Origin of the sequence: Mycobacterium sp. GA-0227b (assembly GCF_001499855.1) — a bacterium.
Taxonomy (GTDB): domain Bacteria; phylum Actinomycetota; class Actinomycetes; order Mycobacteriales; family Mycobacteriaceae; genus Mycobacterium.
Map to the genome: position 1 here is coordinate 292,077 of NZ_LQIK01000012.1, position 18,018 is coordinate 310,094.

22 protein-coding genes and 1 tRNA gene are annotated in these 18,018 nt (G+C 63.6%); 16 read left to right on the top strand and 7 right to left on the bottom strand.

All coding sequences use genetic code 11. The annotated features are described in order from the left end of the window. Positions 1-18: 18 nt before the first annotated feature. From AU185_RS11850 to AU185_RS11860, 4 genes are all read left to right on the top strand, one after another. Positions 19-411 carry an ectoine synthase gene (locus AU185_RS11850; RefSeq protein WP_059098004.1) on the top strand — a complete coding sequence of 131 codons (393 nt, stop codon included), beginning with the start codon at positions 19-21 and terminating at the stop codon, positions 409-411. Next, on the top strand, positions 408-1,322 hold the full coding sequence (gene thpD, locus AU185_RS11855) for an ectoine hydroxylase (protein ID WP_059098005.1): 915 nt from the start codon (positions 408-410) through the stop codon (positions 1,320-1,322). Before AU185_RS11850 ends, thpD begins: the two co-directional genes overlap by 4 nt. Before the next feature lie 65 nt (positions 1,323-1,387). Further along, the gene (locus AU185_RS25120; RefSeq protein WP_156425485.1) at positions 1,388-1,738 is read left to right on the top strand and encodes a hypothetical protein; all 351 of its coding nucleotides are present in this window, start codon (positions 1,388-1,390) and stop codon (positions 1,736-1,738) included. 203 nt (positions 1,739-1,941) lie between these two features. After that, the gene (locus AU185_RS11860; protein ID WP_231740224.1) at positions 1,942-2,637 is read left to right on the top strand and encodes a hypothetical protein; all 696 of its coding nucleotides are present in this window, start codon (positions 1,942-1,944) and stop codon (positions 2,635-2,637) included. A 30-nt stretch (positions 2,638-2,667) separates the two neighbouring features. Here AU185_RS11860 and AU185_RS11865 read toward each other — a convergent pair whose 3' ends face one another. Beyond that, a complete protein-coding gene (locus AU185_RS11865; RefSeq protein WP_059098422.1) occupies positions 2,668-3,321 on the bottom strand; it encodes an SDR family oxidoreductase in 654 nt (217 codons plus the stop codon). 65 nt (positions 3,322-3,386) lie between these two features. Between AU185_RS11865 and AU185_RS11870 the strand changes: the two genes are divergently transcribed. From AU185_RS11870 to AU185_RS11895, 6 genes are all read left to right on the top strand, one after another. After that, positions 3,387-3,722, top strand: a complete 336-nt coding sequence (locus AU185_RS11870) for an ArsR/SmtB family transcription factor (RefSeq protein ID WP_059098007.1) — start codon at positions 3,387-3,389, stop codon at positions 3,720-3,722. Positions 3,723-3,770: 48 nt separating this feature from the next. Next, a complete protein-coding gene (locus tag AU185_RS11875; protein ID WP_059098008.1) occupies positions 3,771-4,265 on the top strand; it encodes an SRPBCC family protein in 495 nt (164 codons plus the stop codon). 146 nt (positions 4,266-4,411) lie between these two features. Further along, a complete protein-coding gene (locus tag AU185_RS11880; protein WP_059098009.1) occupies positions 4,412-5,086 on the top strand; it encodes a LuxR C-terminal-related transcriptional regulator in 675 nt (224 codons plus the stop codon). Positions 5,087-5,388: 302 nt separating this feature from the next. Next, positions 5,389-5,616 (top strand): hypothetical protein, encoded by a 228-nt coding sequence (locus AU185_RS11885; RefSeq protein WP_059098010.1) that lies wholly within the window; start codon positions 5,389-5,391, stop codon positions 5,614-5,616. Positions 5,617-6,124: 508 nt separating this feature from the next. Beyond that, the gene (locus AU185_RS11890) at positions 6,125-7,804 is read left to right on the top strand and encodes a C39 family peptidase (RefSeq protein WP_156425486.1); all 1,680 of its coding nucleotides are present in this window, start codon (positions 6,125-6,127) and stop codon (positions 7,802-7,804) included. A gap of 26 nt (positions 7,805-7,830) precedes the next feature. Further along, a complete protein-coding gene (locus AU185_RS11895; protein ID WP_059098012.1) occupies positions 7,831-9,060 on the top strand; it encodes a hypothetical protein in 1,230 nt (409 codons plus the stop codon). Between the two features lie 90 nt (positions 9,061-9,150). Here the strand turns inward: AU185_RS11895 and AU185_RS11900 are convergent, their stop codons facing one another. From AU185_RS11900 to AU185_RS11910, 3 genes are all read right to left on the bottom strand, one after another. Continuing rightward, positions 9,151-9,546: a nitroreductase family deazaflavin-dependent oxidoreductase gene (locus AU185_RS11900; RefSeq protein ID WP_059098013.1), complete on the bottom strand. Its 396-nt coding sequence runs from the start codon at positions 9,544-9,546 to the stop codon at positions 9,151-9,153. A 122-nt stretch (positions 9,547-9,668) separates the two neighbouring features. Then, positions 9,669-9,742: transfer RNA gene (locus AU185_RS11905), tRNA-Leu, on the bottom strand. A gap of 20 nt (positions 9,743-9,762) precedes the next feature. Then, entirely contained in the window at positions 9,763-10,974 is a 1,212-nt protein-coding gene (locus AU185_RS11910; RefSeq protein WP_064927108.1) for a tyrosine-type recombinase/integrase, read from the bottom strand. 195 nt (positions 10,975-11,169) lie between these two features. On the opposite strand from AU185_RS11910, the gene AU185_RS24675 reads away from it, so the two are divergent. The 3 genes from AU185_RS24675 (at position 11,170) to AU185_RS11920 (ending at position 13,605) form a co-directional block, all read left to right on the top strand. After that, positions 11,170-11,367 (top strand): helix-turn-helix transcriptional regulator, encoded by a 198-nt coding sequence (locus AU185_RS24675; protein ID WP_013471006.1) that lies wholly within the window; start codon positions 11,170-11,172, stop codon positions 11,365-11,367. A 134-nt stretch (positions 11,368-11,501) separates the two neighbouring features. Further along, positions 11,502-13,064: an AICE element replication initiation protein gene (locus AU185_RS11915; protein ID WP_059098014.1), complete on the top strand. Its 1,563-nt coding sequence runs from the start codon at positions 11,502-11,504 to the stop codon at positions 13,062-13,064. A gap of 34 nt (positions 13,065-13,098) precedes the next feature. Then, a complete protein-coding gene (locus AU185_RS11920; RefSeq protein WP_231740225.1) occupies positions 13,099-13,605 on the top strand; it encodes a transposase in 507 nt (168 codons plus the stop codon). A 4-nt stretch (positions 13,606-13,609) separates the two neighbouring features. On the opposite strand, the gene AU185_RS24680 is transcribed toward AU185_RS11920, so the two are convergent. The 3 genes from AU185_RS24680 to AU185_RS11935 all read right to left on the bottom strand — a co-directional run bounded on the left by AU185_RS24680 (position 13,610) and on the right by AU185_RS11935 (position 16,149). Beyond that, positions 13,610-14,476, bottom strand: coding sequence for a hypothetical protein (locus AU185_RS24680; protein WP_013471003.1), 867 nt, complete (start codon positions 14,474-14,476; stop codon positions 13,610-13,612). Between the two features lie 118 nt (positions 14,477-14,594). Then, positions 14,595-14,912, bottom strand: coding sequence for a hypothetical protein (locus AU185_RS11930; protein WP_059098016.1), 318 nt, complete (start codon positions 14,910-14,912; stop codon positions 14,595-14,597). A 544-nt stretch (positions 14,913-15,456) separates the two neighbouring features. Further along, positions 15,457-16,149, bottom strand: a complete 693-nt coding sequence (locus AU185_RS11935; protein WP_059098017.1) for a TetR/AcrR family transcriptional regulator — start codon at positions 16,147-16,149, stop codon at positions 15,457-15,459. Between the two features lie 100 nt (positions 16,150-16,249). On the opposite strand from AU185_RS11935, the gene AU185_RS11940 reads away from it, so the two are divergent. From AU185_RS11940 to AU185_RS11950, 3 genes are all read left to right on the top strand, one after another. Continuing rightward, positions 16,250-16,765 (top strand): PaaI family thioesterase, encoded by a 516-nt coding sequence (locus tag AU185_RS11940; protein ID WP_156425501.1) that lies wholly within the window; start codon positions 16,250-16,252, stop codon positions 16,763-16,765. Next, positions 16,762-17,433 (top strand): TetR family transcriptional regulator, encoded by a 672-nt coding sequence (locus tag AU185_RS11945; RefSeq protein ID WP_059098018.1) that lies wholly within the window; start codon positions 16,762-16,764, stop codon positions 17,431-17,433. The genes AU185_RS11940 and AU185_RS11945 overlap by 4 nt, the downstream gene beginning before the upstream one ends. 78 nt (positions 17,434-17,511) lie before the next feature. Further along, positions 17,512-17,976 carry a DUF6188 family protein gene (locus AU185_RS11950; protein ID WP_059098019.1) on the top strand — a complete coding sequence of 155 codons (465 nt, stop codon included), beginning with the start codon at positions 17,512-17,514 and terminating at the stop codon, positions 17,974-17,976. Positions 17,977-18,018 lie beyond the last annotated feature (42 nt).

The window sequence follows — 18,018 nt, forward strand, 5'->3', positions numbered from 1 at the left end:
CCTGAAAGGAGCACGACCGTGATCGTGCGCACCACTGACGAGATCACCGGCACCGAACGTGATGTGTCGGCGAAGGATTGGAGATCCAAACGCATCGTCCTGGCCGGCGACGGTGTCGGTTTCTCGTTTCACGAGACCACCATCAACGCGAACTCCGTCAGCGAGTTTCACTACCGCCACCACGTCGAAGCGGTCTGGGTGGTTGAGGGCTCGGGCACGCTCACCAATCTGGAAACCGGTGAGCAGCATCCACTGCGGCCGGGCACCATGTACCTGCTCGACGGCCACGAGCGTCATCGAGTCGCGTGCGACACCCAACTGCGGATGCTGTGTGTGTTCAATCCTCCGGTGACCGGCCAGGAGGTACACGACGAGACCGGCACTTACCCTCCGGCGGTGCAAGCGAGTTGAGCGACAACCGTTTTCCCGACCGCGTGGACAGGTATCCCACCCGACTCGAGAAACCGTCGGCGCCCATCCCGCGCGCCGAGCCCACGGTCTGGGGTGGCGAGCCGGACGGTCCGCTGGGCGAGGCCGACCTGAAAACGATCGCTGCGAACGGCTACCTGGTACGCCGCTCGGCGGTCGGTGACAACTGGTTGTCGACGCTCCGCGATGAGTTGAACCACATTGGGGCTCAAGCCGATCCCGGCGACCCGCGGATCATCCGCGAGCCCGGCGGCAGCATCCGGTCGGTGTTCCAGCCGCACTTGTTCAGCGACGTGATCGCCGAGGTCATAACGCTCGACTCCGTGCTGCCCGTAGCCCGCCAGATACTCGGCAGTGACGTGTACCTGCACCAGGCGCGAGTCAACTTGATGCCGGGATTCACCGGGACCGGCTTCTACTGGCATTCCGACTTCGAGACCTGGCATGCCGAGGACGGGATGCCGATGATGCGGGCCGTCTCCTGCTCGATCTCGTTGACCGAGAACTTCCCCTACAACGGTTCGCTGATGGTGATGCCGGGATCGCATCAGGTCTTCTACCCGTGCGTGGGCACCACACCGCCCGACAACCACACCTCATCGCTGGTCAAACAGGAGATCGGGGTGCCGAACCAGGCCACGCTAACCGAGGCCGCCGCACGCTTCGGCATCGACCAGGTCACCGGACCCGCCGGCACGGCACTGTGGTTCGACTCGAACCTGATGCACGGGTCGGGTTCCAACATCACGCCGTTCGCTCGATCGAACGTCTTCCTGGTGTTCAACTCGATCGAGAACCGACTCGTGGCGCCCTTCCGGGCCGAAGCACCGCGGCCCGAGTACTTGGCCGCCAGGGACGGCCAACCGTTCAGCACCCCATCGCTCGTGCAGTGACCCCTGTGCGCTGCTCTCCGCGATACGGTGGGAAGGCAGCGAATCTCACGAGCGAAGGGTGGCCGATGAGGTCGATCTCCTTGTCCGCGCGACGGTTGATCCTCGCCGGCGGGTTCACGGTCGCGGCGTTGGCGCCGGTTCTCGGGGTAACCGTATCCGTGCCGGCAGTCCCGCCGGCCCACGTCGCCAACTGCCCGACCGGCGAGGATGAGGACCTCTACGCCGGACAGTGTGTTCCATACCTGGTGCCGAACTCGCCTGCGGGCTCGACGGCTCCGGCCAATTCCGCGTGTCCGCCGGGAGTGAGCGGGACCGAATGCGGCGGCTCGAGCGGCAATCTAGTGCCATCCCACTCGCCGCCTCCGCCGTCGCCCGAATTACGGGAACTGGAAGACGTCGTCACACCGGGCTACTGACGCTCACGGCATCCTTACCCGCGTTTGTTGCTCGCGGATGCGGTCACCGGCTCCGTCGGCTTCGCAAATTGGATAGCGGAATGCGTCGACCGTCGCCTGTGGGTGGTCGACCCGGCCTCTACAGATTGCGCGATGCCCTGCCTTGTCGGTCGTTTTGCCGAACTGACGCCAAACGGCGGTCGCGCTCAATTACTTTGGCTGTTGTGGAACCACCCCACACCTTCGTACGGGAGTCATCCGCCTCGGTGGTGCACCACAGCGACTACCTGAACCGCCGCGATGACCACGCGCTCTGCGGCATGGCGCTGGAGCGTCCGACGACGCTGGGCCAGACGGTGGGAGCGGTCGCGATTTGCCCCGGCTGTGAGGCGAAGCTGGCCGAATACCACCTGACGTGGTGGCGAGATAAGGCGCGGGCAGTGGCAGCCGAGCTCGAGGAGCTCCGCGTCAAGTACCGCGAATTGATGGAGCGCAGCGGAGGTTCAGACATCGAGACGGTCCGGCGGACCGAGGCGGGGCCGCGTGGGGACCCAACCGTTGGGCACGACGAAGCAGAGCCGGTGTCCCTGCTCGACCATGCGCGAGTCGAAGTCTTGAGACTCTGTCGGCAATGCCGAGAGGAAGCCGTCCCCTACTGGCGTTTGAAGACCACGATGCAGGCGTTCAGTGACAAGCTGAGCGCCGACGAGAGAGTGCGTCTCGCCCAGGAGATCGGCGCTGACGGATCCCTGATCCGGTGGTGCACAACGGAAGTGGTGAACCTCGGCTGGCAGGTCAGCAACAGCCCCGTCCAGGGCGAACCGGAGGAGATGTGGGACGCCTGGACTCACGACTCGTACCAGACGCCGAAGAAAACCAAGTGGCGTCTGGGCCGGTCTCGCTCGCAAGACGCCAGTTGAGGCCGAGGCATTCGCGCCGAGACGCGCACGTCACGGCAGCTGAGCCAACGCCTCGGTGATCGGTACTTCGCCGTTGTTGAACTCGATGGTGCGGCCGACCGTGGTGTCGTCGGCGAGGCAGGCGGCGGCGACCGACGCCACGTCTTCGCGAGAAACGTCACCGTCGGCGGCGCCGGGGCCGACGGCGATGCGCCCGGTGGCCGGTTCCAGCGTCAGGCGGCCGGGCCCAAGAATCGTCCAGCGCAGCCGGCTGGCCCGCAGATGCTCATCGGCAGCGGCCTTCGCCTCGGCGTACGGAAAGAAGGAATTATCCTTCGGCACACCGTGATTCGGTCCGGCGCCGAAGTAGGACACCATGACGAATCTGAGCACCCCGGCCTGCTCGGCGGCATCGATGACGCGGATGGCGGCGTCGCGGTCCACCGCGTAAGTGCGTGAGGGGTTGCCGCCGCCGGCACCCGCGGAGAACACGACCGCGTCATGCCCCGCAACGATCCCTGCCAGTGCATCGGTGTCCAGGTGCTCGACGTCGGCGACCAGCGGATCGGCGCCGGTCGCCCGAACGTCATCGGAGTGGTCCGGGTTGCGAAACACCGAGGTCACCTCGTCGCCGCGGCCACTAAGAATCCCGGACAACTGCAGGGCCACCTTGCCATGGCCACCGATGATCAGAATGCGCGCCATGACTCCACGGTAGCCCGGGAACATATTCCTTGACAGGAATATGTCGTGGACGTACCTTCGACAGCGTGCAGTCGACGATCTTCGGAGCTCTTGCCGAGCCGAGCCGCCTGAGAATCGTCGAATTGCTGCGCGCAGGACCGCTTTCGGTGGGCGAGATCGCCGAGACACTCGAGATTCGTCAACCGCAGGTGAGCAAACACCTCCGAGTGTTGGGTGATTCGGGGATCGTCGCCGGCCAAGCTCTGGCTCGGCAGCGGATCTATCACCTCGAGGCCGCACCGTTCGAGGAGATCGGTCGCTGGGCGGAGTCTTTCGTCCAGCTGTGGGAGGCGCGGCTCGACTCGTTGGGCAGCTACCTCGAGTCCATCACCGAGAGGACAGATGACCTGACCGACCACTGATCGCACCACCGACGAGACCGCTTCCACCGAGAACCCGAAGGACTCACCATGCTGATGCAAATGTTCAAGAAGACCAAGAACCTGGACCTCGAGCGCTCATACCGCGCCGCGATCGAAACGGTATGGCGGGCATGGACGGAGCCGGACATGCTGCGGCAATGGTGGGGCCCCGAGAAGACCTTCGTGCCGGAATGCGAGATCGACCTGGTGGTGGGCGGCAAGGTCTACGTCGTCATGGAGGCCGGCGAGGCCATGGGCAAGTATCAGGGCACGCGCTGGCCGATGGCGGGCACGTTCACCCGCATCGAGGAGCCCTCCCGGCTCAGCTACGACGCCCGTTCGTGGACCGAAGGCGAGGAAGATGGCTCGACGATCCACCACACCAACGACGTCACGCTCACCGAACGCGACGGTATGACCGTCGTACATCTGCACGTCACGATCACCAACATCGGCCCGAAGGCCAAGATGGCCGCGTTCGGCATGAAGTGGGGTTACAAGGCGCAGCTGGACAAGCTCGAGAAGCTCCTGTCGACACGGTGACGGTGTCCCTCTCTCCTGGTTCAACGACGGCGCACGATTAGCTCGCAAAAATAAATCGGTCGGATTTGGGCCAAGCCGAGCTCGCAGGCGGCGCAGCGGTGGTTTCATGCAAGTAGTGCAGCGCGCGATGTAGGGGGATCTGCGGCATGCCACCGCCTAACGACGGTCGATCTTCGACATCGGTCGTCATCGTTGGCAGCCATCGCGTCGTATACGCCGGCATCGAGGCATGGTTGAACGGCAGCCACCCACCGATAAGGATCGCTGGCCATTTCGTCAGCACAACGGAGTTCGCGGCGGCGTACCGGACTGCAGCTCCGGACCAGGTGGTGTTGTTTGACCTGCCTTGTGCTGGTGGCGAACTGGACCTGGATGCGCTCCGCCGGATCTGCGCTGCGGGCCACCGTGTCATTGTCTATACCTGTTCGGTAACCGACGACGTCTTATCAGCCGCTCTGGACGCGGGCGCCGTCAGTTGCATCGCCAAGTCCGAACCCGAACACGTGCTCGCAGCGGCGATCTACGCTGCGCACAGCGATCGTCCACACGTTGTTCCGAGAATGGCGCAAGCGCTGCCCAATAACGGCCGTAGACCGCGGCCGCAACTGAGCCAACGAGAACAACAAGTCCTCGTCGCCTGGTTCCAGACCGATAACAAGCACGCGGTCGCCGAGAAGCTGTACATCGAGCCCTCCACGGTGGCAACTCACCTGCAAAGGGTGCGGGCGAAGTATGCGGCGGTCGGCAGACCGGCACCGACGAAGGCGGCTCTGGTCGCGAGAGCGATCCAGGACGAGATCCTCAGCGTCGATGACCTGTGATGTTCGAGGTCAGGGCAGGCCAGCGGTTCATCGTCATGTCTCCCCAGCATTCGAAACATAGGGAAACACCCGATTCCTTTGGGCAGGAATCGCATTAGGTTCACAGCCGGCCGATCTGGCGATGGCGGCTGCCTTGCGGATGTCCACCGAACGCACGCGGATGTCATCTGAACAGATGAACTAACCGAATTTCTGATAGTTAGCTGCATAACGCTTGCGTTAATACTTCCGAAGCCGCGGCCGCCGGCCCTACGCCGGAAAGAACCGCGGTGACCGGATCATTTTTCGAAAGGGGCCTGAGCATGATGAGAACAATCGCCGCCGGAGCGCTGGCAGTGGGCGGGTTGCTGACTTTCGCTGTGGGAGTGGCCCACGCGGACGAGGTTCAGGTGGAGGGCGGGTACGCGACGCTCGAGGCTTGTCAGGTAGACGGACCGAACGTCGAGATCACGCAGAACGACGCCAACTACGCGCATTGGGATTGCCGTCAGGACGGCGATGGCCTCTGGTACGTGTGGTTGAGCAGTTGATGTCCTCAACCCCGAAGAACAACATTCGCATTTCGCGTCATTCACGACAGGTTCCGGCGGGGCTCTAGGGGGGCATGTGAACTCGGCAAAGGTGGCGTTGCGTGTTGGGGCTGTTGCCTTTTCGCTCGGCGTAGCGGGATTGGTCGGCACGGCAGGGATGGGGCTGGCCTCCGCTGAGCCGAATGATTCAGGTCCGTCGTCCTCGAGCTCTTCGTCTGGGTCGACGAGCTCTTCGTCTGGGGCGGCGAACTCGTCGTCGAGCACAGGCACGAATTCGGACTCGTCTGGCAGTCCTTCCGGTTCGACCGCATCGGGTACGAAGCCGGCGACATCTTCGGGTGCGGGTTCCTCGGCGACGAAGCCGGGGCGGGGTTCGTCGGTGACACGGCCCTCGCGGAGTTCGACCACCAAGCCCGCCCGCGATTCCGACGCCGAGCGGTCCTCCGCCACGGCCCAGCAGTCCGCAGCCGAAGCGGCGAGCGAGGCGGATGAAGCTCCTGCCGCGTCCGTGCCGGCGACGTCGTCAGACGGCGATGAGGTCGGCAGCCCGTCGACCGACCTGCCTGTGCCAGTTGATGATTCGGTCATCCCGGCTCCCCCGCCGGTATCTGAGACCTCCACAGAGCGAGAACCGAGGAAGCGTCGATCGGATCGACTGGAAACCAAGTCCTCGGTCACCGCGCGGCAGAAGCCCACGGCGGCCGCAACCGGCGCAACGGGCACCTCCCATCCGGACAGCGATGTCGGCGCCCGCTCCCTCGCGCAAGTAACCCGCTCCGGGGCAACGGATATCGTGGTGGCACGCGATGACGCTGGGGTCGAAACCGTCGCCGAGATGAACGTCGGTGCGCTGGGCACGGATATATCGCTGCTGCCACTTTCGGCGAGCCCCGATGCGGACAACAAGAGCGCTGTCGTCGCCCGATCGGGCGATCCGATCCCCTCTCCGAAGTCGATAGACGTGGTGTCCGGCCTACTGTCGGTAGTCGGCCTCGGCATGCCGTTGGCCGCAACTGATGGCCCCGTCGCACCACCTCCGGCCGTAATACTCGCGGGCTCACTCGATTTGGTGCGCCGCGATCTGGAGCGGGCGTTTAATGACCAGCCAGCCGGTGACACGCAGCAGATCACGACAAACGCGCTGATCACCGATGCTCAGGCGGACGAGTTGGTGCCCGTCGCCTTGACCGCAGCGTCGGAATCTGGGTCCGAACCGCCCTCATCTGCAGTACCCCTTGAGCTGACGGTGGATCCCACATCGGCCGAGCGGACCGCGGCATTCGAAAAGGAGCAAGCGGAGCGGACAGAGGCATTCACTGAAGCGCAGGCTGCTCGGACAGAAGCGTTCAACGAGCAGGTAGCCACGCAGTCTCCGCTGGAGGCGCTCGTCGGCAGCGCGGCGTTCGTGGTCTCGGAACTCGCCAACACCGCGGCGTTCGTGGTGACGGAATTCGTCAACTACATCTCGTTCGCCGTCACAGAGTTCATCCACGGAATCTCGGACTGGTTCACCGCACCGGAAGTCTTCACCGGCCTGTACGGCGACCCAACGACGAATGCGCAGTACTGGCAAGCGCAGTCGTCCAAGAACTGCGTTTTGATGTCGACGGCGATGATCATCAACCAACTCAAACAAACCCCTAACGAGCCCGACGAAGAGGACATCGTCAAGGAGGCACAGGAAACCGACAGTGTTGCCAACCCGGGCAAGAAGATGTACCAGGGCCTACAGAGCCAAGACGGCGTCAACGTCAAAGATGCTATGAAACTCCTGGACAACCACGGCATTTCGGCGACCCTCACGGAATATGACAAAACGGAGGGCAACCAGGCGCTGAGAGCGGTGGCATTCGCACTGGAGGAGCAGAAGGCCGTGTCGGTCGGACTTCACGGCGGAATCATCTGGAACTCTGTCGATCCCGAGCATATTCCCGAGGACATCCACCTCCCAGACCACCAGGTGGTCGTCACCGGCGTCGACTTCACCGAACGAGTCGTCTACCTCAACGACAGCGGATTCGCCGAGCAGGGGAGGAACTTGAAGATTCCGCTGGACGCTTTCATGAAGGCGTGGCAGGTCGACAACTACGAGACGATCATTGCGGAGCTCAAGGAGCCGAATACGTCGTCGTCGGGACCGGAATCGGCCAGCCTTACCGGTTCGGGCGTGCTTATCAACGTGGCATAGCGGACGGCACTCAACCAAAGGATCACATGAACGAAGTTTGGAGCGCCTTCTACCGGCGCAGCGCTCTCGCCTTGTCGTCGGTGGCAGTCACGACGGCGCTGTGCCTGGGTGCCGTTCCGCCTGCATGGGCCGATCCGTACGACGACGGCGGCGACTCGTCGGAGGTCAGCGACGATTCCGGGTCCTCCGACCAGTCGGCGGAGGAGCCTGCCGCGCCGGACCCGGGCGAGTCGGCCGGCGACGACGCCCCGGGCGGTGGTGACGGGGATGAACCGGGCCCCGCCGGTGCGCCGGAGGAACCGGGAGATCAGGGCGACCCGGGTGACCCCGGTGACCCGGGCGACCCCGACTCGAACGTCTCAGACCCGGCCGTCGACGCCGATACTGCCGAACCCGACATCGCCGAGGTGCCGCAGGAAGACTTCGATGAGGCGCAGGGCGCCGACGCGGTGGACGTCGACTCGGCGGAAGCTTCGGAGTCCGAGGTCACCGAGCTCACCGAGTCTCTCGAGTCGGTGGTCAGCAGCACGACCAGCACTACGTCCTCGACGTGGAGCAGCCCGGTGACGCAATGGAATTCGTCGTGGACCACTTATGACAACTGGTACCGGCCGGTCTTCACGAATCCGTACAGCACGCCGCTGCAACTCGTCTATGCCTACGACAACGCCACCCGCGTCTTCGAGGTCCCGCCGATGCAGCGGGGGGTCCTCAACGCCCCTAACGCCGGTGTGTACAGCTTCACCGCGGTGAACAAGGACCCCTCGGGTAAGCCGGTGACGGTTTCGGCTGGGAGCTTCACCGGTGGCGGGTACCAGCCGGCCCCGGGTCAGCCGCCACCCGTAAAGCCCAAGCAGCCCACGGCCTTTGAGAATGTGCTCGTGCAACTCAAGTACAACGACGGAGTGTCGAAGCCGTTCCGGGTGAAAACGCTGGCCGATCTCGGCGACGATCCGTCGGTCGGTGGTCACCGCGTCCTGCTCGACGGCGAGACTCCCGCATGGGGTACGTGGACCAAGACCGCAGGCGGCGAGCGCTTGTTCGAGGTCACCAGAACCCAGCAACTGCCCGGACTGAGCAAGCCGTCGCAAGCTCCGCTGCCGGGTTATCAGGTGCAGCTGACCAGCAACGAGGCGGCGCCGGCCCAGAACAAGTGGGTCAAACCGATGGTCATCGTCGCGGCGGTCGCCGTAGTGCTGGCCATCGGTGCGGTTCTGTTCTTCCTGTCGCGCCGGCGACGGCAGCCGACGCCGTAGAGTTGACCCTGGTGCCCTCAGTCGGACTCGAACCGACACTGTGCGGATTTGAGCCGCTTCCTGGGCTCTAAGTCCGGTGCGGTGCAGAGGTCAACCTGCAGAGCCCACATTCGTCAGCAGCACGGCGGCCTCGTTGTAGGGAAACGCTCGGTAGAGAAGCCGAGAGCGCGGTATGACGAAGGCCGCGGCCTCGGCCTTGCTCACAACCCGTGGGTTGGCGAGCGCAACAGTCCGTCCACGCTTGCGCAGCACCGTCGGTCCGCCAGCCAGCACGTTCTTCAACCAGTCCGTCTGTAGGCCGTAGCCGACGAGGATGGCGTAGCCGTCATGGGTCTTGAATACCAGAAGGGGCGTTTGATATCGCTTACCCGACCTCCGCCCGACGTGCTCGAGCGTCCCGAGGCTCGGAAGCCACGGTGTGATCGTGCGAGCCGCCGGATTGGTGAATCGCTTGTTGAAATCTGCGATTCGGCGAGGCACGCGCATTCTCGGAGTCTAGGTATCGGTCGAAGTTCCTCGCTGACGCGGTGCTGACGCAGGGAGCTGCCGACGACAGAGACCGCTCGAATGTTCGAGCCGCAATCGGCCCCTATCTGCAAGAACTCCGGTGCCCCCAGTCGGACTCGAACCGACACTGTGCGGATTTTAAGTCCGCTGCCTCTGCCAATTGGGCTATGGGGGCGTCGCAGCTCAGAACATAGTTCAGGCCGTTTCAGCCTCATTCTGACGTCCTGAATACCGCAGTGATACCGCAGTGCTATCGATGGCCTTGCCCAGCGCATCTGCCACACCGCTCAAATCGTCGTTGAGCAGGTGGCCGTAACGGTCGAGCGTCATCGCGGCGGTTGCGTGCCCCAGGAGTCTCTGCACGACCTTGACGTTAGCGCCTGCGCTGATCGCCAGCGACGCCGTGGTGTGCCTCAGGCCGTGGGGTACCAGCCCGTCGATACCGACGTCTTCGCACGCGTTGTCGAATGCCCAGCGGTACTCACCGAGTGGTAGGAACCCGCCCTTCCGACTGGGAAACACCAGCGCGTTCGGGTCGGCGGGCAACTCAGTCTTTAGTTTCTTCCAGACAGGTTCAGGCACTGGCACGTGGCGATCCCGCTTCGTCTTGGTCGTCGACTCCACGATGCCCTTACCGGTGACTGCGGTTGCGGACGAGCGCACCGTCAGTACCCGATCCCCCACATGCCGGCGCCGCAACGCGACCGCTTCGCCGAACCTCAGCCCGCAGTAGCCCAGGACCAGCGTCAGAGTCTCGAAACGATCAGCGGCTTTGGCGAGCATCAACAGCTCTGCATGAGTCAAGTAGCGCCGCTCGCGCTCGGCTTGCTCGGGAAGGTCCTCGTCCCGCTTGATCTCGAACGCGACGTTCTTCGCCACCTTGCCAGTCCTTTGGGCGTACTTGAGGACAGCACCTACCAGCTGATGCGCTTGGGTGATTCGACTTGCCGATAGACCGGCTCCGCGTTGCCCACCATCGACGGACAGCGACCCCAACCACGTTGAATAGGCCTCGTAGTCAAGCCGTTTCAGCGGAACACCTTCCCACTTCGGCAAGACTACGGTGTCGAGCAACGAGCGATAGCCTGCGACCGTTTTCGGCTTCCGGTGCTGTTTGGTGGCGAACCACTGCTCGGCGACCGACCCGAACGTCTCCGCGCTCTTTCGCGGATCAACGTATTCACCGCGCTGAAGATCAGCGGTCAGTCCGTTGAGGTATGCCTGCGCATCCGGCTTGCGCTGGAAACTCTTGGTGCGCTCAGCGCCCGTGCTGTCGACCCACCTGACACGCCACCGCGAAACCTTGCCGTATACCGCAGACCGCTCCGTGCGCATGGTGCCGTCTAATTCCTTGACGCGCTTGTGCCAGCGGTCATCAATTCCCGCCCGTTCGTTCCGGGTGATCACGAATCGAACATACCGCAGTAATCCGCGTCATCCGTCCGCTTTGCGATCCATCGTTCTTCGACCTTCGGCCAACTCAATCCGAAGCAGCATGACCGGAAATACTTTTCGGTCAATGTGGCTGTGGTGGTGGACACGGCGCCATAGCCGCAGTCACTGTTGGCTCAGCCAAACCAACCGTAATTCAGGAGGAATCTGATGGAATTGCTAGGAGCCAAGGAAGTCTCGGACCTGACCGGTGTCCCGGTTGGGACGCTGAGGTACTGGCGTCATTCGGACATCGGTCCAGCGAGCTTCACCTTGGGCCGCCGGGTCGTTTATCGACGCGATGAGGTTCTGCGATGGATCTCCCAGCGGGAGAGCACAACCCGGCGCGGAGGCGGCGACGCCGCGTGACGCCGACGTATGAGAAAGACCTCGGGGTCTAGCCGAGGCCTTTCGTTCGAACCACCCGATTACCCAAAACGGAAGTTCCCCATGAGACTAACCCGTCATGCCGGCCTGCGGAAGCACCACAGGCTTGATTGCCTATGAGCAGCAACGCAGATAATGACAAGAAATCCGTCGCCGCACGCCTGGTCACTATGGCCCAAGAACGCTATCTCCTCGGAGTTTCCGAAGACGGCAAGCCCTTCGGCGCCGAACGCAGCCGGCCCCATCTGGCGATACTACTGCGCGCAGGAAAAGCTGGCCTGCGCGCCGAGCTCGCCTCCCGGTACTTCAATGACACCGGGACCGTTGCCGGCGGCCAGGCCCTCACCGACGCCACCCTGGTCCTCGAAGGCTTGGCCGCCAACCAGCCCCCGGAGAAACTGCACCTGCGCATCGCCGACCACCACGGCACGAGCTACATCGACACCGGCCGACAAGACGGAAAGGTCATCCGCATCGGCCAGGGTCGATGGACAGTCGCCGACTCAGCTCCGGTTCGGTTCTTGCGGACAGCGCTGACCGCCGAGATGCCTCTCCCACCCGCCAACGGTGACGTCAACAAGCTATGGAACTTCGTTAACGTTGCCGTCGAGGACCAACCCGTGTTGCTTGCAGTGCTCATCGCTGCGCTCGTCCAGTGCGATGTCCCGCACCCTGTGTTGGCGCTGTTCGCCGAGCAAGGCAGCGCCAAAACCACGACGACGCGCATGCTGGTCGATCTCATCGACCCCTCCTCTATTGAAGTGCGCCAGGCGCCCCGCGACGCCGACTCGTGGGTGACCGCTGCCTCCGGTTCCTGGGTAGTGGCCCTGGACAATTTGTCCGCGATCCCACCGTGGTTGTCGGACTCGCTGTGTCGAGCTGCGACAGGCGACGGCAACGTCAAACGCGCGCTCTACACCGATGCGGACCTCGCAGTGATCAAGTTCCGCCGCTGCATCATCGTTAACGGCATCGACGTCGGCGCAATACGTCCCGACCTCGCCGAACGCATGGCAATGGTTGATCTGCGACGCATCGAACGCCACATGCGACAGTCTGAGGCCACTCTGCGACAACAGTGGCGCACGGCTCTACCAGGCATTTTAAGCGGGCTCCTCAACCTGGCCGCCACCGTTCATCAACGCCTCGAAACCATCGTGGTCGATGATGCGCCACGCATGGCGGACTTTGGTCGCGTGCTGGCGGCCGTCGACGAACTTTTGTCGAGTCATGGCTTACGCCGCTACATGTCCCGCGCAGATCAGCTCGCGGAGGACAGCTTGTCCGGCGATCTCTTCATCGAACAGCTGCGCCACCACATATTAGAACCGCTGCGCGGACAGTCCGGTGTCGACCTGCTCGCCCTCTTCACCCCGACAGGCGATCACTGGCGACGCCCCAAGGAATGGCCCAAGAACGGCCGCGATGTGACAAGCCTGCTCCGTAGACACGCGCCGGCGCTGCGAAACCTGGGATGGGCGATCGAGAACGACGGAGCCCGCAACCACCGCAACGTCCTGCTGTGGACCATCTATCCACCACACAAAGATGTGGCTGCCCATCAAGCCTCGCAGCCCTCGCGTCCCTCGCTGCTACGGCCCAGTCCCCCCGCAGCGCCCGCCCGAGAGAACCCGACCCCTTCTAGCGCCGACGAGCGCCGCGACGACCTCTCCGCATAACGGCACCCCGCGGTCCAGATTCGACGAGCTGTCGGTGCCTGCAGGCAGTATCAGGAGCAGCCGAGAGGGAGCAGCTGCGATGAGCCTTGATGACGACCTGGAGAACTTGGCCACTGCCGCGGTCAGCGATTGGCCCGAGATCGTATTCTCCGGCCGGCTTGATGCGGCGATCCGCGACCTATACCGGACGCATCTGCGGTTCCCGCCATCCTGGACCCCGGACGAGCGCGATGAGTTCATCGAGGAACGCGCCGACACCGAAGCCCAACGATTGGCCACCCGGTTCGACGACGCCATCGACGTCATGATCGACGATTTCGGCCGGCAGAACGGGTACTTGCCTCATCATGAGTACGCATCAACGATGATCACCAAAGCACGAAAGGACGCCGTTTACGAGTTGGAGGCCAGCATCGAGTACCTAGCCGATGACCTCGCTCAGACGGTTACGCACACCGCTGGCTGTACCGTCGCGAGCATGACCGGGTGCAGTCCCGCCGCACGACGTTCCCATAGAAATGGCCCTCGCCGAATCAGATGACTTCTCACCAACTACGGCGCGGATGAACGGCATTGGACAGGTCACGGGCAGCCGTCAGCGTGGCACGATCAAGTTTCTTGAGCCGAGCCTGCTCTGCCAAGCGAGTAAGCAACCCGCGTAAAGCCTCGCCATCGTCCAGGACCCTGTTGGCGGCATCCACCGGTGCGACGGGCCGGTGCGGCTCGGGTGTTCCCGCAGATTGCTTCTGCGATGCAGCGGCTTTCGGGACTTCGATCACGCGAATCGGCGCCCCGTATCGCTGTGCGGCGATACGGGCCGCCGATGCGTCCCGACGACACGTATCCGAGCAATACAGCCGGCGTCGGCCACGTCTAGGAGTGGCGTCCTCATCGAGCATCACCGCATCACAGCGGACACACCGAGTCGGATCGTAGGCACCGCCCTCGCTCTCATTTCTTTCAACACCATCACAGATCGGATCATCGTTGACTGCAGCGCCTTCGGGTACGACATCAGCAGCTCTCGAACGTGCTGCCGGGGAGATTGCCGAATCATGTCCACCCTCGCCCCCGGCCCGGCGCAGCTGTGCCTGAATCTCACGGACATCGACACCGACAAGCTCAGCGATCTGCGCGAAGGTCAGACCACGACCACGCATCTGCCCGACCAGCGCCTGCAGACCACGAAAGTGACCGGCCCTGCGCTTTACGGCATCAGCACGGATGTTCTCCGCCGCCTGGTCAAAACGCTTGCGCTCCCATGAATCAACAGCACCGACTCTGTGCAGCATTGCACGGATCGACTCGGCATCAGACGCATTGGCGCGATCCCGCCGAGCCCGCGAAGCATTCTTCTTGCGCTGCAGTTCGACCGCCCGATACCGGGCCTTCAGCTTCTCGTTCGCTCCCATGCCTGCAACCTACGAACCGACGGACGAAATAGTCCACCACCACAGCCACATTCGCCTACAACCCAGATTCGTGTGCGTTCGCCAACAGGCACAGCCCCGAGGCCTATGTAGCCACCGGTCAAGGCGCGTACGACACAGCCAGCCGAAGCTCATCGACTTTCAGGCCCGTTAGGTGGGCGATGTCGGCCAACGATTGTCCGGAATCAACCATCTGCTTCACCTGCTTGCTGTACGTGCACAGAGACATGGTGAGTTCCGCCGAAGCCTCAACGCGCTCATGGTCATCGATGTCATCGCCAGCCGCCGAGAGAGTCTCGAGCTTCCACACTTGCACCTCGGCAACGCCAGCCAGTGCACGTGTGAGGATCACGCCATCGGCCATATTGGCCAACTCCCGTTCGGCGTCGGCATTGTCGGTACGCGTTTTCCTATCCACGGCCGAACGATAGGACCCCGCTCCTGTCGGCGGCCACCACCACAGCCATATTCGCCCAAAGTAAAGCGAGCCACCGACAGGCTCCCCGAGGGCTACTCAACCGCACGTGATCCCGACGTGCCGTTTCCAAGGGCGTGTTGCCGCCTTCACGCACGGCCAAGCGGCAACGGCCAGACAGGCACACACCTCTTGCACTCCGGGGCCAGCACGATCACTTAACGACGGACGATATTCGGGTAAAGATCCGCGGCGCGGACACCCCGCGCCCCAAGCAGTGCGAGACCGCGGATGGGAGGAGTTGCCCGCGAGACACCTCACGGACGTAGGGGGAAGAGTTCTCAACGCGGGAAACGGCGGTCCGAACACTAGGGTGGTGCACTCACTTTGCCGGCACGAATCGTCACGCGGATGCCCATGGAATCTGCGCGCACGGCCTCGCCGATGATGGCGCCGAACGGTCCTTCGATGCCATCGCCGACGCGATTTGCGAGAAGGCGAAAAGAGCCCGAATACCAGCCGGCTGGACGCTGTGATTTCGTTCTGCCTAGCGAGCTAAGCGCGTGGGGCGGCCCGTCTGCTTGGTTGCGATCTTCGACTCTTTGGCGTCGCTGTCGGTCTTGCGGTGTGCGGCTAGAAAGTCATCGACGATGTTCGCGCAGTCATTGTGGGTGATGGTGCGAATCCCAGTCATTCGGGCGAAGGCGAGTGGTCCGATGAGTTGGCAGAGCGCCAGTTCCCGGTCGAAGCCGTCAAGTTCGGCTTGTGCTCTCGGGCTGGTGAGTATGGCGTCAAACGGTTCACGGTACTGGTCAACGACTCGAGCCCGTAACGCCCCCGATGTATGGCGGTCATCAGCTTCGTTATTGGAGCCGGCGGGCCCCAATGAGAGCCACGCGAGTGTCGTGACATGCAGCGGTGCGTCGTTGAAGAGTGCGGCTTGGCGGCTGAGCAGTTCGATCAGCTGCTCACGGAGGGGTCCGCTGGTCGGTGCCGGAGTGGTCACTTGCGGAAGTAGGCGTTCGAACGTGGCTGCGAGCAGATGCGACGAACTGTGGAAGTGGCGGTACAGCGTGGTTCGGGCCACTTTGGATGCTTTGGTGACGGCATCGATAGTGACCGCTTCCACCCCACCGGTGCTCAGTAGCGTTGCCGCAGCATCCAGCAGCCGGGTGCGTGACCGGATGCGCCGCGGGTCCACGTCGTCGTCAGGGACTGGCGCTGACTGACTGTTGCTCACTCACTCACCTCGGGCGATCGATTTTCACGCGATGCTGTCCTGGCAGTCTAGCAGTGTGGTACTAACGGTATCGAAGCGAAACTGACAGTATTGGAGCGTGATGGTGCCCGGAAGCGCATCGCTGCCGGAGCGGTTACCTTCGCACACAACGACGTGCATGGGTTGCGGCCCGGACAATCCCCACGGACTGCGTTTGGTGGTGCACCGCAGCGGCGACGCGGTGTACTCCGATGTGACTTTCGACGAGCGCCACATCGGGGCTCCAGGCCTGGCCCATGGCGGAGCCGTGGCGGCCGCGTGCGATGACGTCTTGGGCTTCACATTGTGGGTCGCCGGCACCCCGGCGGTGACTCGCAGCCTGACGGTGGAGTATCTGCGGCCGGTGCAGCTGCATCAGCCACACCGGATTACTGCCCACATCGCCTCTCGTGAAGGACGGGCGCTGCACGTCACGGCGACAGGCACTGGTGAGCGTGGGATCACCCGCTTCACCGCCAGTGCAGTGTTCATTGTCGTCAGCCGTAAGCACTTCGCCGCACACGGCGATGTCAACGCTTTCGGCGATCTTCTGGAGCAGTTCTCGCGCGGCGGCGGTCTTGACCCGGAGCCGTCATGACTTCCCCTCAGCTGCGCAGCCGCGGCACAACCCGACCTTTGGAAGCGACCTCGGTCGCTGCAGAGAGGCCGGCCGCTAACGCGTCGCGTTCGCGCGCCTCCGCACGGCGCCGGGAAACGATTCTGGATGCAGCTTTGGCCGTGGCCGCGGCGGGTGGTTACGAGGCGGTTCAGATGCGGACGGTTGCCGAGCGGGTCGGCATCGCCGTCGGCACGCTTTACCGCTATTTCCCGGCGAAAACCCACTTGCTGGTAGCAGCGCTGACGCGCGAGTTCCGTCGACTCGACTCGGCCGGCGACTGGGCGGGTGGTGAGGGCACACCGCTGGAACGGCTCGAACGGCTCACCGCACATCTGCATGACCGCTGGCAGCGCGACCCATGGCTGACGACGGCCATGACACGGGCCTTCGCCGTCGCAGACACCCGCGCCGCCGCGGAACTCGACCGCGCGGCCGATGAGATCCAGATCCTGCTAGCCCGCACGCTCAGGGGCGGCGAACCCACCCCCGCCGATCTGCACGTCGCTGGGGTCATCTCCGACATCTGGTTGGCCAACCTCGTGGCCTTCAGCGGCGACCGCGCGACAGCCGCCGACACCCGCGACCGCATTGACCGAGCCACCAGGCGCGTCGTGACCAACGCTGCTCGGCCCACCGCCAACCGATAACGATACTACTGGTATCGCAGCGCTACTTAGCGTACTCTTTGGGGATACGGCTCAACGATGCGTCGAAAAGAGACTGCCATGTACACCCAATGGATCGAAAACCTTGTCGTACAACGCCTCTCGCTGCATGGCGGCCTGGTTCTGGATTTCGATGACTACAACGAAATCGTCATTTCCTGCCCCCTGCTATTGACCCTTCCGGCCGTCGACACCTACCCCATCGAGGCGGTGCGCATTGACCCCCTCAGGATCGCGACCCACGAACGCCCACTGCTGAACCTCGCCGGCGCAGTGTGCACCCAGGCCTGTTCTAGCGACGATGGAGGACTACACCTGAGCTTCTCGCGCGGACATCGCATCGATGTCGATCCCGACACTGAACAGACAGCGTGGGAGCTCTACGGCATGCGCCACGGCTACATGGCCTGCCTACCTCAAGGACGGGTTCGCGTGGTCCGCCATGACCTCCCCGACACCGACGACGCCAACATCGTCAACAGCGCCACGCAATCATCGGCGGGGTCGGCGCGGCAGAGCCACTGATGCGGCCGCGGACGCGGCGACGGGTCGACGTGGGCGGCAATG

Coding starts and splice junctions, on each gene's coding strand:
- AU185_RS25120 (WP_156425485.1), top strand. CDS start 1,388: ATGAGGTCGATCTCCTTGTCCGCGCGACGGTTGATCCTCGCCGGCGGG.
- AU185_RS11865 (WP_059098422.1), bottom strand. CDS start 3,321: ATGGCGCGCATTCTGATCATCGGTGGCCATGGCAAGGTGGCCCTGCAG.
- AU185_RS11875 (WP_059098008.1), top strand. CDS start 3,771: ATGCTGATGCAAATGTTCAAGAAGACCAAGAACCTGGACCTCGAGCGC.
- AU185_RS11880 (WP_059098009.1), top strand. CDS start 4,412: ATGCCACCGCCTAACGACGGTCGATCTTCGACATCGGTCGTCATCGTT.
- AU185_RS11885 (WP_059098010.1), top strand. CDS start 5,389: ATGATGAGAACAATCGCCGCCGGAGCGCTGGCAGTGGGCGGGTTGCTG.
- AU185_RS11895 (WP_059098012.1), top strand. CDS start 7,831: ATGAACGAAGTTTGGAGCGCCTTCTACCGGCGCAGCGCTCTCGCCTTG.
- AU185_RS11900 (WP_059098013.1), bottom strand. CDS start 9,546: ATGCGCGTGCCTCGCCGAATCGCAGATTTCAACAAGCGATTCACCAAT.
- AU185_RS24675 (WP_013471006.1), top strand. CDS start 11,170: ATGGAATTGCTAGGAGCCAAGGAAGTCTCGGACCTGACCGGTGTCCCG.
- AU185_RS11915 (WP_059098014.1), top strand. CDS start 11,502: ATGAGCAGCAACGCAGATAATGACAAGAAATCCGTCGCCGCACGCCTG.
- AU185_RS24680 (WP_013471003.1), bottom strand. CDS start 14,476: ATGGGAGCGAACGAGAAGCTGAAGGCCCGGTATCGGGCGGTCGAACTG.
- AU185_RS11940 (WP_156425501.1), top strand. CDS start 16,250: ATGGTGCCCGGAAGCGCATCGCTGCCGGAGCGGTTACCTTCGCACACA.
- AU185_RS11945 (WP_059098018.1), top strand. CDS start 16,762: ATGACTTCCCCTCAGCTGCGCAGCCGCGGCACAACCCGACCTTTGGAA.
- AU185_RS11950 (WP_059098019.1), top strand. CDS start 17,512: ATGTACACCCAATGGATCGAAAACCTTGTCGTACAACGCCTCTCGCTG.